At 64.7% G+C, this 15,247-nt stretch carries 11 protein-coding genes; 4 read left to right on the plus strand and 7 right to left on the minus strand.

The window, feature by feature from the left end:
* Nucleotides 1-10: 10 nt before the first annotated feature.
* Both XH91_RS06890 and XH91_RS06895 read right to left on the minus strand, forming a co-directional pair.
* Nucleotides 11-1,387 (minus strand): SagB/ThcOx family dehydrogenase, encoded by a 1,377-nt coding sequence (locus XH91_RS06890; RefSeq protein WP_128954753.1) that lies wholly within the window; start codon nucleotides 1,385-1,387, stop codon nucleotides 11-13.
* 92 nt (nucleotides 1,388-1,479) lie between these two features.
* Entirely contained in the window at nucleotides 1,480-3,720 is a 2,241-nt protein-coding gene (locus tag XH91_RS06895) for a TOMM precursor leader peptide-binding protein (protein ID WP_128949878.1), read from the minus strand.
* 942 nt (nucleotides 3,721-4,662) lie between these two features.
* On the opposite strand from XH91_RS06895, the gene XH91_RS06905 reads away from it, so the two are divergent.
* Nucleotides 4,663-5,532 carry a VOC family protein gene (locus tag XH91_RS06905; RefSeq protein ID WP_245477283.1) on the plus strand — a complete coding sequence of 290 codons (870 nt, stop codon included), beginning with the start codon at nucleotides 4,663-4,665 and terminating at the stop codon, nucleotides 5,530-5,532.
* Between the two features lie 66 nt (nucleotides 5,533-5,598).
* Here XH91_RS06905 and pyk read toward each other — a convergent pair whose 3' ends face one another.
* Both pyk and XH91_RS06915 read right to left on the minus strand, forming a co-directional pair.
* Nucleotides 5,599-7,035, minus strand: a complete 1,437-nt coding sequence (gene pyk / locus XH91_RS06910) for a pyruvate kinase (RefSeq protein WP_128949881.1) — start codon at nucleotides 7,033-7,035, stop codon at nucleotides 5,599-5,601.
* Nucleotides 7,032-7,634, minus strand: coding sequence for a DUF1036 domain-containing protein (locus XH91_RS06915; RefSeq protein WP_128949882.1), 603 nt, complete (start codon nucleotides 7,632-7,634; stop codon nucleotides 7,032-7,034). Before XH91_RS06915 ends, pyk begins: the two co-directional genes overlap by 4 nt.
* A 168-nt stretch (nucleotides 7,635-7,802) precedes the next feature.
* Here XH91_RS06915 and XH91_RS06920 point away from each other — a divergent pair, with 168 nt between their 5' ends.
* From XH91_RS06920 to XH91_RS06930, 3 genes are all read left to right on the plus strand, one after another.
* Nucleotides 7,803-8,108 (plus strand): DUF1244 domain-containing protein, encoded by a 306-nt coding sequence (locus tag XH91_RS06920; protein ID WP_128949883.1) that lies wholly within the window; start codon nucleotides 7,803-7,805, stop codon nucleotides 8,106-8,108.
* A 230-nt stretch (nucleotides 8,109-8,338) separates the two neighbouring features.
* Nucleotides 8,339-8,611, plus strand: coding sequence for a DUF2312 domain-containing protein (locus tag XH91_RS06925; protein WP_008546273.1), 273 nt, complete (start codon nucleotides 8,339-8,341; stop codon nucleotides 8,609-8,611).
* Nucleotides 8,612-8,677: 66 nt separating this feature from the next.
* The gene (locus tag XH91_RS06930; protein WP_128949884.1) at nucleotides 8,678-9,103 is read left to right on the plus strand and encodes a DUF1801 domain-containing protein; all 426 of its coding nucleotides are present in this window, start codon (nucleotides 8,678-8,680) and stop codon (nucleotides 9,101-9,103) included.
* 10 nt (nucleotides 9,104-9,113) lie between these two features.
* Here XH91_RS06930 and XH91_RS06935 read toward each other — a convergent pair whose 3' ends face one another.
* From XH91_RS06935 to XH91_RS06945, 3 genes are all read right to left on the minus strand, one after another.
* Nucleotides 9,114-10,736: a peptidoglycan L,D-endopeptidase MepK gene (locus tag XH91_RS06935; RefSeq protein ID WP_245477284.1), complete on the minus strand. Its 1,623-nt coding sequence runs from the start codon at nucleotides 10,734-10,736 to the stop codon at nucleotides 9,114-9,116.
* A gap of 286 nt (nucleotides 10,737-11,022) precedes the next feature.
* Entirely contained in the window at nucleotides 11,023-13,296 is a 2,274-nt protein-coding gene (locus XH91_RS06940) for a L,D-transpeptidase family protein (protein ID WP_128949886.1), read from the minus strand.
* A gap of 347 nt (nucleotides 13,297-13,643) precedes the next feature.
* Entirely contained in the window at nucleotides 13,644-15,140 is a 1,497-nt protein-coding gene (locus XH91_RS06945) for a sigma-54-dependent transcriptional regulator (protein ID WP_128949887.1), read from the minus strand.
* Nucleotides 15,141-15,247 lie beyond the last annotated feature (107 nt).

The raw sequence follows: 15,247 nt of genomic DNA on the forward strand, positions 1-15,247 counted from the left end.
CGGACATGCTCTAGCCCGGGATCGGCCGTTGCGCGCTACGTCCCAGCGCGAACTGACCGACCGGTCCCTCGACGTGGAGTTCGAGCCCCGTCATTCTTGCGAACAGGTCAATGTTGCTGGTGCCGATCGCGCAGCCGCCAAGGCTCATGTCGGCCGCCGTCAGGTAGAACGTCTGGATCATGCAGCCGACATCCTTCAGGACCAGCGAATATGCAATCGAGCTGTATTTCCAGGCGATCCGCCCGAAACGCGCGGCGATCGTGATCAGGATCTGCGGTGGCCCCGATGCGTCCATGGCAAACTCGGCCGTCGCGAGAAGCGCCCGGATCTGCTCGGGAGAGGCATCGAGCGAGACAAGCGCGTGGCGGCCCGCATCGTAGTGGTAAAATCCGCGGGCCAGACCCTCGCAGTTGGAGACCGCCAGATACAGCTCCAGCTCATACGCGCTGCCGGCCGCAGGATACGGCCGCGAGGTGTAGGTGACCTCGCCGCCTCCGCCGACATCGTCGCCGCTCTTCCATTCCGACAACACGCGGGCGGTCGTGCCGAGAAACTGCGCGAGCTCGGGAAGCGTGACGGGATTCCGGTCGTCGAAATCCCGCGTCGAATGGCGGGCGTGCAGCAGCCTGGTGAACGGCGATGCTGGCGCGGCCGAGACGAATTTGTCGAGGGAGACCGACTTGCCGGTCCAGGACGGGCGCAATGCGGGCAGCGAGGGAACGGCGGCAGCATAGGCGTACGCGCCGCCAACCGGTTCGGAATGCCGGCCCTCCGTGCTGCGCGTGTGAAAAACGAGATCGTGGAAATCCCACAGAACGAGATTGCCGTCGCCTTCGTTTACTCGAAGTCCGTCTCCGTGTTTCGGATCGAGCTTGATCAACATCCCGCCGTCGAGCAGCAATCCGAGCAACTCGATGTCCAGCGCTGCCGCCCGCCTGCGAAGGTTGCTGATCTTCTGAGGCCGTGACAGGCTCGCGAGCGTGGCGGCGATGGCGGGATCACCAATCCGGAACAGCGCGCCGGCGCGGGGCGATTCCAGCACCATCTCGTTGCCGCGCCGGCGCAGATAGGCGAAGCGCGACAAGACGAGGATATCGCCGTTCGACAGTTTTGCAGGCTCCGGCCAATATTCCGCGACCTGTGGCTCGATGACGACCATGTCTTGCGCGTCACGGGGCGAGAACAGCCGATAGTCGAGCAGCCCGTGCCATGCCAGCCGTCGCACCAGGACATGCACCTGCCTCGCGACGATACTTCGGCCGGCAAGGGAGGCAAGCGGCAAGCCGGTGGCGAGCGGGCCCGCGCGCTCGATCGCCGCGCGGCTGTATTGTCCGAGGTTGAGCGAATGATCGCCGGACACGGCGGCAACGCTTCCGTCGGCCTGCATGTGCAGGGAGAAACGGCCGTTCAGCCGGGCGGTGATGACGGATGCGACGTTCCTGGCCAACTTTTTCCGGGAGGTGCGCACGGAAATAGCCTTCAAGTGTGCGGCAGGAACGGGGTCAGTTCGCTTTCCAGGCGCGGGCGATCCAGCAGTCCTAGCTTCACGGGCACATCGTAAAGCCGGCCGGGCCCGAAGCGACGATAGAAATGCCGCAAGCCAGGGACGAGCACCCTGACGACGGGGACCTCGACGTCGGGCCGCGTCTGGTCGAGCACGAGGAAATCGTATCCGGCGCGGACCGCGATCTCGACGCAGGCATTGACCTGGTCACGCGTATTGTCGTGAAGCTGGATGTCGGGCGCCGGTGGGACAATCGGGTTGTCGCTGGGAATCAAGAACGGATAATCGTCCAGCCGCAGCGGCGTGACACCGTCGAGCGATGGCTTCTCGCCGCTCCCGCCGCCCATCAAGCCGATCGACATGAACTGGGTGAGCTCGGTGAGCGAACGCAGCAGGGCGATGCGGCGATCGAAATGCGAACCGGACCCGAACTCGATGTTCTCGTGTCCATTTTGCATCCAGTGCATGATCGCAACATAGGAGGGAATGCCGAGATCGCTGGTGATGTCGAGGACCCAGAGCCGGCGTCCCGCGTCGGCGAACTGGCGCTGCAGATCCCGTACGTAGGAATCCTCGAATTGCGCCAGATCGACTTCCGCACGCTGCACCCGGTTGTACCACCAGATCGCATAGGCATCGCGTTCGACCAGTTCGAGGAAGCCTTGAACGATGGCTTCCTCGCGTGTGTTGCCGGCCGCGCAACCGTTCGAATCCGTGTGGAAGCCGCCGTAGAAGAAATACAACAGGCCGGTCGGGAGATATTTGAATCGCTTGTCGCGCAGTGACCAGACCGGCGACCATTCGGTTTTCATCGCGGGATCGAAGGGCTCGGGAACCGGATGTGAATCGTCAGGCAGCGGGATATGCCTGTTTTGGAATTGCAGGTCGCTGAAGAACTGGACGTCGTTGGGCAGAAGTGCGTCACCGGGAGCGAAATCGGCGAAGCGTCGCGTCGTCCTGATCTCGTCACCCTGGAAAATGCCGGAATAGCGTTCGATCGCCTCCATCAGCGCGCTGGCCTCGCCCTGTTCGGCCGTGGAGCCCTTGCCGAAGCTGCCGCCGCTCAGGCCGGACCTGAGCTGGTCGACATTCCACGCCGGCGCAGAGAAATTGTGGTAGGCGAAAAAATTGGTGTTCATCGGCAGGTCCGCTTCGATCCGCTCGAGCCTGGACACCACGCCGGTCAGTGGACTGACATGTTTGCGGTATCGCGCCACGGTGGCCCGCGACGTCACGGTGCGGTATCCGCCGCTGGTCATGACGAGACGTTTGCCTTCGGCAATCTCGATCGGCACGGCCGCCCGCCGCGGATTCCTCAGCTTCTTGCTGCCGCAGGTCGCGCATTGCGGACGTTTCGCAACGTAATGCTTGGCGATGGCGGCCCCGGTGAGGTCGACGCTTGCGATGTGATCGCTGAGGTCAGTGCGAAATCCTGATGCAATCGCCTTCGCAATCTCAGTGGCAGCGAAGTGGACCGCGGTCTGTCCCACACTGTCGCTGACCAGGGGCGATGTTGCGACCGCTTGCGCCGCCCCGCGATGGAGAAATCCCTTGATCTCGCGATTGCGGATCATGCGATCGTGCAGGCAGGTCCAGCAGGCGCTTTCGCCCGGCTTGAACACCGGGCCCACCAACGGAAAAACCCCGGAGGGCTGGACCAGCAGCCAAGGCGTTCCGTCGGCCACGCGGTCCCCGTTCAATTCGGCGAGCGCGGGTTCGAGGTAATCGTTCACGAGCGTGACGATGAGTTTTGGCGACCGCTTGGTGATTTGAACTCCGAGCTTGGCGAGCGCCGCGCTCAGCTCGCCGGCGCCCTTGACGTCGATCGATTCCACCCGAACCGGCCAGTTGCGCAGGTTCTCTTCGGCGATTTCGGCAGGCAGGCCGAGGCTTGCCCAATATCCATCAATGGGGCTCGCCTGCGATGCTCCGCTGACAACGTAGCGGCGCTCCAGCAGACGCCGGATCGCTTCCTCGATCTCGGCCACGGGAAAGTGTTTCGAGAGCTGGCGGATGATGTCCCGGGCCGCGCGGCCATTCTTTCCGATCGCGGCCGCCACTGCGCAATAGAGCTCTCCGTGCAGGAAGAATTTGCGGTTCTCCGAATAGAGGCAGACCACATTGGGAGGAAGCAGATAGGCGGTGAAGTTCGGCGCGAAACGCAAAATGCTCTTGCGGATCGGCCTTGCGGTGCGGCGCTTTCGCTTTGATGTCATCGGGGTCGCACGCTGATCCTGTTTGCGCCATGTTCGATCGTTGGCTTACGATGAACGCCTTGCCGGCCCGACCTTTCGTCGAGCACCACCGGATTTCTTGATATGAGTTGGAACACACTCGTTCGCCATCGGCAAGCCGAGCAGGAGAGCGAGGCGAACGCGGTGGCCGCGACAGAAAATTGACCGGGTCGTGTGCGAGCCCGGCCAATGAAATTGCATCATGTCGATGTTGATTCAGATGCTTCTAGCCTAGCACCAGCGGCAGCGTCCCCATGATGCGCAGCACCCCGTGCAGGCTACTGGCACCGGCAACGGCAGCGGCAAGCCGATCCAGCCAACGCCACAGCCGCCACAGCCACCGCAACCGACGCCGCAGCGACAGGCTCGACAACCTGCGCAACCTCTGCAGCCGCCACACCCTCTGCAGCCTCCGCAGCCGTGACAACCACCGCATCCTCGCGCCAGCAGCACCTGGCTCAATTCTTTCTTGTCGTAGGCAAGATGAAAGGTGGCGAGGCTGACGTCCGCGAGCTCTTCCTCGCTGAGCGCCGTATACCGACCGGAATTGGAGTTCGGTCTTTGTTGGATCTCGTCGGTCTGCAACGCGGACGCTGCCGCGCTTCCAGCCAGTGAAAACGTCAGCCCGGCGAGGCCTAGCGCCGGTATCGCGGTTTTGGTTTTTCGGTTCTTTTTCGAAGCTTGTCTCGTCCGCCGCATGGCCGCATCCTCCAAGGCTTCAAGAAGGCTTCAGGTCCGATCGCCGTGCAGTGATCCTACGCCGGGCAAAAAGGGCGGGCAAGATTCGCACGTACACAAAAGAGTAAGAGCCTATTCGCACGCATTCATCTTCATGAACGACATCGCGGCAATTTCTTGTCGATATCGATGGACGGCCGTGATGCGGTGCGCAATCGTCAGGGAAGCTCAACCGGAGAGGCGAGCGTGGCCGAACAATTTGGACGCTTCGTTTGGTACGAGCTTCTGACGACGGACGTGCCGTCGGCCGCAGCTTTTTACGCCGAGATTGTCGGCTGGGCCGTGAAGGATGCCTCGAGCCCGGAACTTGCCTACACGCTGCTGACGGCGGGGGCAGCTCCGGTCGTCGGGCTCATGGATCTCCCCGAGGAGGGAGTGCGGATGGGGGCCACGCCGAGATGGCTCGGCTATGTCGGCGTCGATGACATGGTTGCGACGGTCGCGCAGGTCCTCCGACTGGGAGGCGCCATCCTGGTATCGCCGACCGACAGCAATATCGGCCGCATTTCGGTGGTCGCCGATCCGCAAGGAGCGACGTTTGCGTTGGTCACCCGGCTGGCCTTTGGCCCGGCGCAAACGAGCGGGTCGTATCAGCCCGGACGCGTGGGCTGGCACGAGTTGCTGGCTGAACACCGAGGCGAGGTCTTTCCATTTTATGGCAAGCTTCTCGGCTGGCGACAGTCCTCAGCCGAAGTGGATCCGGCCAGCGTGTATGATTTGTTTTCGGTGGCCGGGAAGACGATCGGCGGCATGCTCACCAAGCTCCCGAGCGTATCGCACGCCTCTTGGCTTCATTACTTCAATGTCGAGGACGTCGGCGCCGCGGCCCGGCGGGTCAACACCGGCGGGGGCCGCGTCCTTCACCAGCCGATCGAGTTGCCCGATGGCGGCTGGATCGTGCGATGTGTCGACCCTCAAGGCGCCCTCTTTGCACTCCAGGGCGCCTGGGATCACAAGGGCGGCGAAAAATCCTCCAGCCCGGAACTCAGCTGGTCCTCCGAATGGGGCGGCATTGCTTCGCGGGGCAGGATGGTGATCCACAAGACCAGGCGTTAAACGCGGCCAACCGGCTACTGTGCATGGGGTTGTTTTCGCGTTTTGGTCGGCGGCCGGCCGGCCGCCTCAGATGTTCGCGTCGCCCTCAGGGCCGACGGAGGCAATGCGCACCATGTTGGTGGTGCCGGGAATGCCGAGCGGCACGCCGGCGACGATGATGACGCGCTGGCCGGCGCGGACGAAACCGTCGCGGAAAGCGATCTGGCCGGCGCGGTTCACCATGTCGTCCTGGTCGCGCGCATCTTCCGCCACCACGCAATGCACGCCCCAGACCACCGCGAGCCGGCGTCCGGCCGTGATATTCGGCGTGATCGCCACGATCGGCGGCTTCGGCCGCTCGCGCGCCACGCGCACGGCGGTCGAGCCGGAACTGGTCCAGCAGATCAGGGCAGGCAGGTCGAGCGTCTCGGCGATCTGCCGGGCGGCGTCCGCGATGGCGTCGCCGGCGGTGGATTCCGGCGCGGGCCGCTGGGCCATGATCACGTCTCGATAGATCGGGTCGCGCTCGACCTCCTCGCCGATGCGGTTCATGGTCGAAACAGCCTCGACCGGGAATTTGCCGGCCGCCGATTCCGCCGACAGCATGATGGCGTCGGCGCCCTCATAGACGGCGGTGGCGACGTCGGAGACTTCGGCGCGGGTCGGCACCGGCGACTGGATCATCGATTCCAGCATCTGGGTCGCGACCACCACCGGCTTGCCGGCGCGGCGCGCCATGCGCGTCATCTGCTTCTGCAGGCTCGGCACGCGCTCCAGCGGCAGCTCGACGCCGAGGTCGCCGCGCGCCACCATCAGCGCGTCGGAGGCCTCGATGATGTCGGCGAGGCGGTCGATCGCCTGCGGCTTCTCGATCTTGGCCATCACGGCGGCGCGGCCGCGGATCATTTTCTTGGCTTCGATCACGTCGTCGGCGCGCTGCACGAAGGACAGCGCGATCCAGTCGACGCCGGTGACCAGCGCAGCCTCGAGGTCGGCGCGGTCCTTCGGCGTCATCGCCGAGACCGGCAGGTCGGTGTCCGGAAGGCTGACGCCCTTGCGGTCACTCATCTTGCCGCCGACCACGACCCGCGTCACCGCGTGCTCCTTGGTGGTTTCCTCCGCGATCAGCCGCACCTTGCCGTCGTCGAGCAGCAGCGCGTGGCCGGGCCGCAGGGCTGCCAGAATCTCCGGATGGGGAAGGTTGACGCGGGTGGCGTCACCAGGCGTCTTGTCGGAATCGAGCGTGAAGGTCTGGCCGTTCTGGAGCTGCACCGCGCCTTCGGCGAACGCGCCGAGCCGGAGCTTGGGGCCCTGGAGATCGACCAGGATGCCGATCGGGCGGCCGTAGCTGCTTTCGACATTGCGGATCGTCGCCACCAGCTCCCGCATCTTGTCGTGCGGGGTGTGGCTCATGTTGATGCGGAACACGTCGGCGCCGGCCTCGAACAGGCGGCGGATCATCGCGAGGTCCGAGGAGGCAGGTCCAAGGGTCGCGAGAATCTTGATACGGCGAAGACGCCTCATGGCTTATTTCCAGACGGTGGTGGCGAGGAAGCTGGCGGGAGGCCAGGTGCGGCGGGGGGCGTACCACCGGGCGGACTATTGGGCAAACCCGGAACGCCGCCACCAGGCCCAACAGGGCCGGGCATGCCGGGGACACGCGGTTGCGCGGAAGGCTGCTCATTGGCGTCGGTGAGCTGCACCGTCCAGGCCCGCTGCTCGCCGGTGTCGACCTCGAAATAGCCGGTCCGGTCATAGCCGCGCGCCAGGCAGTCTTCGGTGCCGCGGATGGTGAACTCCTTGTCGCGCGAGCACATGAAGGCCTGCCCCGACCATTCGCCGCCGCGGTCGTAGTCGATCGCGTAGATGTAATAATAGCGGGCGATCAGCGTTCCCCGTAGCAGGGTCTCGCAGGAGCGGGACGAGATGTTCCACCAGCCTTCGGTGGTCCAGCCGTCGGCGTCCTTGTAGCCGAGCGCGATGCCGACCCGGCTTGAGGTGTTGTTGCAGAGCCGGAAATCGGCCGAGGCTGGGCTGGCCCAGAAGCAAAACAGGCCAACCGCGAGCACCGGGACCAACCGGGCGAGCAGGCGAAGGGGGGAGCGGGGAGATTCGGCGATCATTGTCGCGGAACGTATACCAGATGATTGACGATTTGGCGTAGGGCCGGGGAACTGCCCATTGATCGGCCCAGCGGCCGTTTGCGCCGCGATATGGCAAAATCTGTGACACGACCCCACCTGATCCCGTAAGGGTGACTACCATCAAGGGCGCAGCCGAGGATTCCTGCCATGGCCATCGACGACAAAACCAGAACGGAGCTCGAGGCGGCCGCCTTCCGGCGGCTGATCGATCATTTGAAGACGCGAACCGACGTCCAGAACATCGATCTGATGAATCTGGCCGGCTTCTGCCGTAACTGCCTGTCGAACTGGCTCAAGGACGCCGCGGACGCCCAAGGCGTGAGCTTGAGCAAGGATGAGAGCCGGGAAGCCGTCTACGGCATGCCCTACGAGGCCTGGAAGGCGAAGTACCAGGGCACGGCGAGCCCCGAACAGCTCGAGGCGATGAAGAAGGTCCATCCCCACAATCACTAAGTCGTTTTCCCTGTCATTCCGGGGCGATGCAAAGCATCGAACCCGGAATCTCGAGATTCCGGGTTCACCCTTCGGGTGCCCCGGAATGACAGCGTCTTCTTCTGTGGGCGCGCTGTGGACGAGCGCGATGCTTGCTTGAACGGAGCAGGCGCCAACCCTAAGGGTCTACCCAGCACGCGCGGTGGATGCCGGCGTCACCTCGTTTTGCCAGTTCCATTGGGAGTACCAAGATGGCCACCTCCGCCGCCGTCCGCGACGACGAGCCCGCGACGAAATTTGCCAAGGACCAGCTCAAATCCATCATCGAGCGCATCGAGCGGCTGGAGGAAGAGAAGAAGGCGATCTCCGACGACATCCGCGACGTCTATGCCGAGAGCAAGGGCAACGGCTACGACGTCAAGGCGCTGCGCACCATCGTACGCCTGCGCAAGCAGGACCCCAACGAGCGCGCCGAGGCCGAGACCATTCTCGAGACCTATATGCAGGCGCTGGGAATGATCTGAGGCCTCTGTCGTCCTGGCGAACGCCAGGGCGACACCGGTGGTGTGGAAGCATCGAGGGAGACGTCAGTGACTGCGCCGCCGCTGCCGCGTGAGGTGATCAGTGCTTTCGGCGCTCTTCCGGTGCCGATCGGCAAACGGTTGCTCCAGGTCCGCGACCTGATTTTTGCGATCGCGGCGGCGGATGACAATGTCGGCTGTCTCACCGAGACGCTGAAATGGGGCGAGCCTGCTTACCTCACCGATGAGACCGGCAGCGGCTCGACGATCCGGCTTGGCCGGCTCAAGGACTCCGACCACGCCGCCATTCTGTTCAACTGCAAGACGACATTGGTCGACACGTTTCGCGAGCGCTTTCCCGATCAGTTCGAATACCGGCAGACCCGGGCGCTTTTGCTGCCGGCGGCCGGCAAGCTGCCGAAGCAGGCGCTGTCAGTCTGCCTGTCGCTGGCGCTGACCTATCATCTGGATCGGCGGGGAAAGAGGGCTCGCTAGGCGATCTGCTTCAGCGCAGCGCGGCCGTGCGCATGACGAACGACGTCGTCTCGATCTTCGTGGTCGCGCTGCCCGAGAAACTGTCGCACGACAGGCCGTGCATCGGGTCGTCGGTGAAGCCCATTGCGACCACGGCTTGCGGCTTGACGAAATAGGCGCGCATCGCGGCCATATCGAGCTCGCCCATCAACGTGACAGACATCGCGCGGCTGGCGCTCGGCGACAGCATCACGATCTTGAGCCAGATGCTGTCGCCCTTGGCGGCGGAGAGCCGCGTTGCGGTTGCGATCATGCCGTCGCTGCTCTTGCCGACGACGGTGTTGATCTCGGTGGCCGGCGCGCCGTTGCGGGCCGTAGACACCGGACGCGCGCCGCGCGGAATCGGCGCTGAGGCGGCGACGACACGGGCGCGGTCGACTGGCGATGCGGACGCGGGCGCAAAGGCCAGCGCCTGATAGGCGGCGTTGGAGACACTGGCGGTGGCCTGCGGATCTGTCGCGGCGGCCAGTGCCTGGCGTGCCCTGAGCGCTGCGATCTGCGCCGGCGTCGCCTGCTGCGGCGTCGCCGGAGTATCCCAGAAGCCGCGGGCATTGATGATGTCGGCCGGGGACTCGAACTTGCCGGCTGCCGGCTTGTCAGCCACGGGCTCGGCTTTCGGCTCGGCTTTCGACTTGGGCGGCGCAACGAGCTGGGCATCGGCCGAGGCGAGCTGGATGGCGGAAGCGACCGACGGTTTCGCGCGCGGCGTCGGCACGGGATCGGCGGGTTTGGCTGCCGAGGCGACCACGGTGGGCGTGACGGGCTTGGCGGCCGGGGCGGGAGCGCCCTCGTCATCCTCATCGGCACTGGCTGCCGGGGCCTGCTTGCCCTTGAACAGGGCGGCGAAGAAGCTCGGCTTGCCGGCACCGCCATCGTCTTCGCCGCGGCGCTCGATGTCGGCCTTGGCGAGCTCATAGCCCTTCAGCGGCACGCCGTCGGTCGGGATATGCACCGTGCGTTCGTCCGGGAAGACGCGGACGAGCTGGTCATGCGTCATGCGCGGCCAGTGCCGCACATTGCCGGTGTCCAGATGCACGAAGGGCGACCCGGAGGTCGGGTAGAAGCCGACGCCGCCGCGCTGCAAGCGCAGGCCGGCAAAGCGGATCTGCTCCAGCGGCACGCCCGGAATGTAGAAATCCATCGCGTGGCCCAGCATGTGCTGGCTGAAGCGCGCCACGCCGGTATGGGCGGAGCGGCGGCGCAGCATGGCGTTGGTGGCCGGGGAGCGATAGGAGGAGATGATCTGGATCGGCTGCTTGCCGTCGACGTCGCGATAGACTTCCCAGAGGATGTCGAACAGGTGACGGTCCATCACCGTCTCGTCCTGGGTGCGCCAGTCGCGCAGGAAATGGTTGAGCGTCTTCAGCGCGGCTTCGTCATAGCGGCCATCGCGCTTGAAGGTAACGGTGAGGTCTTCGCCGGAGTGCGTGTGGTGGAAGGAGAGCGTCTTGGTTTCGTTCAGCGCAGCGGCGTTATGAACCGAGCCGGCAGCCGCAAGCAGCACCAGTGAAGCGAGGCCGATCCGAGATCCGACCTTCACTCCCGCATGGGACAACGACAACGCAGCGAATTTGCGTGCGAAACCAGTCAGCACGTATGAGCCCACCCAGTCGACGAGCGTTCAAAATGGACTCTCCCGCCAACCCCGTTAGCGCGCGAAAGAGGATGAACGCTTTCTTAAAGCGAGAAGGTTAATCCGAGGTTGACCTTCCCGCCCCCAAACCAAGTCAGACTACAATCCTAAGCGGTTGAGTGTGGCAAAAAAACGCCAGCCGCCCGGCCTCGGGCGGAGAATGGTTAACGTTAAGCGACCCTATCCAGGAGACAGGGTCGCTGATTTTACTGAAGAAATTCAGGAGTTGAGGCGCGGGGCCTGGATCTCAGCGGGTAAATACCCGCTGCGGCCGACGGCCGACCGGCGCCGGCGGTGGGGTCGGGGCCCCGCCACCGAACAACCGCTCGAAGAAGTTCAGTCCGGACGAGGCGCCATTGTTGGCAAACGCCACGCCTGACGGCAGCGTCGTTGCCGGGCGCGAATAGCTCGGCTGCGCGTGGGCGACGACGGTCTCGAGGTCCTTGCCGCGGCTGTTCTTCAGGATGTTGATCATGGTCGCGTCGCGGCCATAGACGTCCTTGCGGAATTGCAGCTTGCCGCCGTCGTCAACGAATGCGGTCTGGTAGGTGATGTTGACCGGGATCGGGGTCGGGAATTTCAGGTCGACCTCACCCGAGCCGTACATGCTCCGGACGCGCTCAGGGGTGTAGTGCTCGTTCGGCACGGCGATGTTGAGCAGGACCGAGGCGTACTGATCCGGATATTGCACGCGCATGCAGCCATGGCTGAAGGCGCGCTCGTCCTTGGCGAACAGGTACTTGTCCGGCGTGTCGTGCTGATAGACCAGGAACTTGTTCGGGAAGTTGAAGCGGATGCGGCCGAGCGCGTTGGCTTCACCGGGCGGCTGCGAGATGTGCACCGAGCCGTCGCGATTTTGCTCGAGCTTCAGGCCCATGCGCTGAAGCACGGTCGGATCCTGCTGCAGCGCCGGCAGATACTCGCCATAGACGATGGACGGCGGCACGTTCCAGGTCGGGTTGACCGTGATGTACTTCATCGTCTCGGTGAGCAGCGGGGTCGCGTGCTGGCCAGGCTTGCCGGTGACGACGCGGGTGGTCCAGACCTGCTGTCCGTGCTGCATCACCTTCAGCGTGTAGTCGGGAATGTTGAGGATGACATAGGCATCGCCGAGCGAGGGCGCGCCGAGGTCGCGCGGCAGCCAGCGCCAGCGCTCCATGTTCACCAGCACGGTGTCGATCTGCTTGTCGCGCTTCGGGCTGTTCAGCGCCTTCACGGTCGGCGCGTCGAGGACGCCGGTCGCCTTCATCTCGACGCCGTCCTGGAATTTGCGCACGGCTGCCGCGACCGTTGCGTCGTAGTGATCGTCGCTGGCGTTCTCGGTGATGCCGAGCTTGGCGCGCAGCTGCGGCACGCGCGGATCCTGCACGACGATTTCCGCCTGCTTCTTGCCCTTGGCCGGCGTGTATTTCAGCGCGGGACCGTCGGTGATCTCGATCACCGGGCCGTCGCCCTGGCCGCGGAGCTTGGCGAGCTGCGCCTTCAGCTCCTTGTAGAGCTTCTGCGGCGGGTTGTAGCTGTCGAGCGCGGCGGAGGCGTCGGCCGCGGTCGTGACCTTGGTGAGCACCTCGTTCGGATCGACCGGATGCTCGGGATAGAGAATGTCGGCGCTCACCTGCGACCAGTGCATGCGGCCGCTCTGCGCCTGGCGCGCATAGTCGAACATGCTGGCGGTGAGCTTCAGCTCGGCATCGGCCAGCGCATCGGGCGTGGTGGCGGCGGCGAAGTCGGGCACCGGATAGTCGGCGGGGTTGAGACCGTCGGAGGCCGCATCCTTCAGCCGCGCGATTACGCCCTTGGCTGCAGCGGTCAGGCTGCCGGCCTGTGTCCAGACCGGCGCGAAGTCACGGGCGCCGTAAAACTTCTCGGCGGCGGCACGCTCGTTCTTGCGGTCGAAATGGCGCGAGGTTTTGGAGCCGAGGATGTCCTTGATCTTGTCGGCGACCGGCTGGTCGGCGGCGGGAACGTTGCTCGCGGCCTTCACAGGCTCGGCGGCCGGCTCCTTGGCGGCGTCCTTTGGCGGCTCGGCCGAGGTCGCTGCAGCGGCCGCCGGTGCGGCGGGCGTGGTCGGCGTTGCGGTTGCAGTGTCGGCTTTCGAAGGCTCGGTCTTCGCAGGATCCGTCTTCGCCGGGTCTGTCGTCGCTGGGACTGTCTTGGCGGGTTCGGTCGCGGCCGTCTCGCTCTTCGGCGTGTCGGCTGCAGGGGTCACGGCGACGTCGGCAGGCTTGGTCTCGACCTTCTCTGCGGCCGGGGCGGCTTCGGCCTTCACGGGCTCCTTGGAAGCATCCTTCGGGGCGTCCTGGACCGTGGCAGTGGTGTCGAGCTTGATGTCGGATGCGGTCGGGGGCGGAACGTTTGCGGGCTCGGGACGCGGGATTGCGGCTTCGATTGCAAGTTCTGCAGCGCTGCTGCGCGCCTGATCCTGTGCCAGCGCCGAGCCGGCCGACACCGTGAGGAAGGTCGCTGCGACCGCCGCCAGAACGCGGTCAAAGCCTGCACGGTGGTTCAAACAGTCACGCATTGTATCGCACCCCTCGGGTGAACTGTCCCTCGTGGAACAGCTTTCGTTATCGCCTAATTGAGCTTCGGCTAAATCGCGCCGGCCTCTCGAAAGTTGCACGCCTGCACGCAACGATTCATACGCAGACGATATACAGGCCCCGTTTTCGCAGCTAGCGCTACCCCGGGAAACTCACGACAAACTGACTTCAACACAGCCCGTTTGCAACGGATTGTGCGGCTTCAACACGCGCTTTTCCCACCGTATGTCACTTCCAAGTCACGGTTCCGGCCGGAGCCGAATTTTGCCGTAATTCAACGGGTTGCGGGCAGCTCACAAATGCGCGCGAACCACCATTCGCACGAGGTTCAGTGCGTCTCCTCGCCGCTTTTCCCGCCATGTCCGGGAACCCCGGCTTCGTCGAGTTTGCGGTACAGTGTGGACCTGCCGATCTTGAGTCGACGCGCCACCTCGGACATCTGTCCGCGGTAATGCGAGATCGCGAAGCGGATGATCTCGTTCTCCATGTCCTCCAGCGGGCGGATGTCCCCGGTCGGGGTGAGCATCGAGAGCGACCCTGCCTGAGCCAGCGGCGCGATGGGTATTTCGCTACCCGATACCACCGAGGGCGCTGCGATCGGCTCGATCATCAGCGGCGCGGTCGGAATCTCGGTCGCGGAATGGGGATGCGAGGCCAGCAGCGGGAAATCGTCGAGGCCGAGCTGGTCGCCCTCGCTCATCACCACCGCGCGGTAAACCGCGTTTTCGAGCTGGCGGATGTTGCCGGGCCAGTCGAGCTGGGCGAGATGCGCGACGGCCTCGCCAGTGACGCCGGAGATCGTGCGGTTCTCCTCGGCGGCAAAGCGCGCCAGGAAATGCCTGAGCAGATGCGGGATGTCCTCGCGGCGGGCCCTGAGCGAGGGGATCGTCAGCGGCAGCACGTGCAGGCGATAGAACAGATCTTCCCGGAAATGGCCCTGCTTGACCCGCTCCAGCAATTTGCGATTGGTCGCAGAGATGATGCGAACGTCGACCTTGACCGGTTTGCGGCCGCCGACGGCCTCGACTGCGCCTTCCTGCAGTGCGCGCAGGAGCTTGACCTGTGCAGTCAGCGGCAGCTCGCTGACCTCGTCCAGAAACAGCGTGCCGCCATGGGCCTCGAGAAATTTGCCGGTATGGCGCTCGGTCGCGCCGGTAAAGGCGCCCTTCTCGTGGCCGAACAGGATGGACTCGACGAGATTGTCGGGGATCGCACCGCAATTGACCGCAACGAAAGGCTTGGCCTTGCGCTCGCCGCTGCCATGGATGGCGCGCGCGAACATTTCCTTGCCGACGCCGGACTCGCCTTCGATCAGCACGGGAATCGACGAGTTTGCCGCCTTCTGGGCCGCGCGCATCACAGGTGCCATCGCTTCGGCGCGCGTGATGATGTCGGAGAAGGTCAGCCGGCCCTCGCGGCTGTGACGGATGCGCTGCAGTTCGCCCTTGAGTGCCGAGGCATTCAGCGCGTTGCGAAGCGAGACCTGGAGCCGCTCCATTCCGACCGGCTTGACCACGAAGTCGGCCGCGCCGGCGCGCATCGCCGAGATCACGTTGTCGATGCCGCCATGGGCGGTTTGCACGATGACGGGGACGCTGAGGCCCGCCTCGCGGATTTTCGCCAATACGCCCATGCCGTCGAGGCCGGGCATCACGAGATCGAGGATCACTGCGTCGATCGCGGGTGCGTCGGGGGCGGTGAGGGTCGCGATCGCAGCGTCGCCGGACTCGACGACGAGCGTCTCATAGCCGCATTTCTGCACCATGTTCTCGACCAGACGGCGGGCTACGGCGTCGTCGTCAGCGATCAAAATACTGGCAGCCATGGTGCTCCCCGCACGCTACTACTATCTGTCTCGAATCGGGTCACTCTGGCCGAAGCCGCTTAACGCACTCTTAAACCTTGATGCCCCCGCCCACCGCAGCGATCGTT

This window comes from Bradyrhizobium guangzhouense, assembly GCF_004114955.1.
Classification (GTDB): Bacteria; Pseudomonadota; Alphaproteobacteria; order Rhizobiales; family Xanthobacteraceae; genus Bradyrhizobium; species Bradyrhizobium guangzhouense.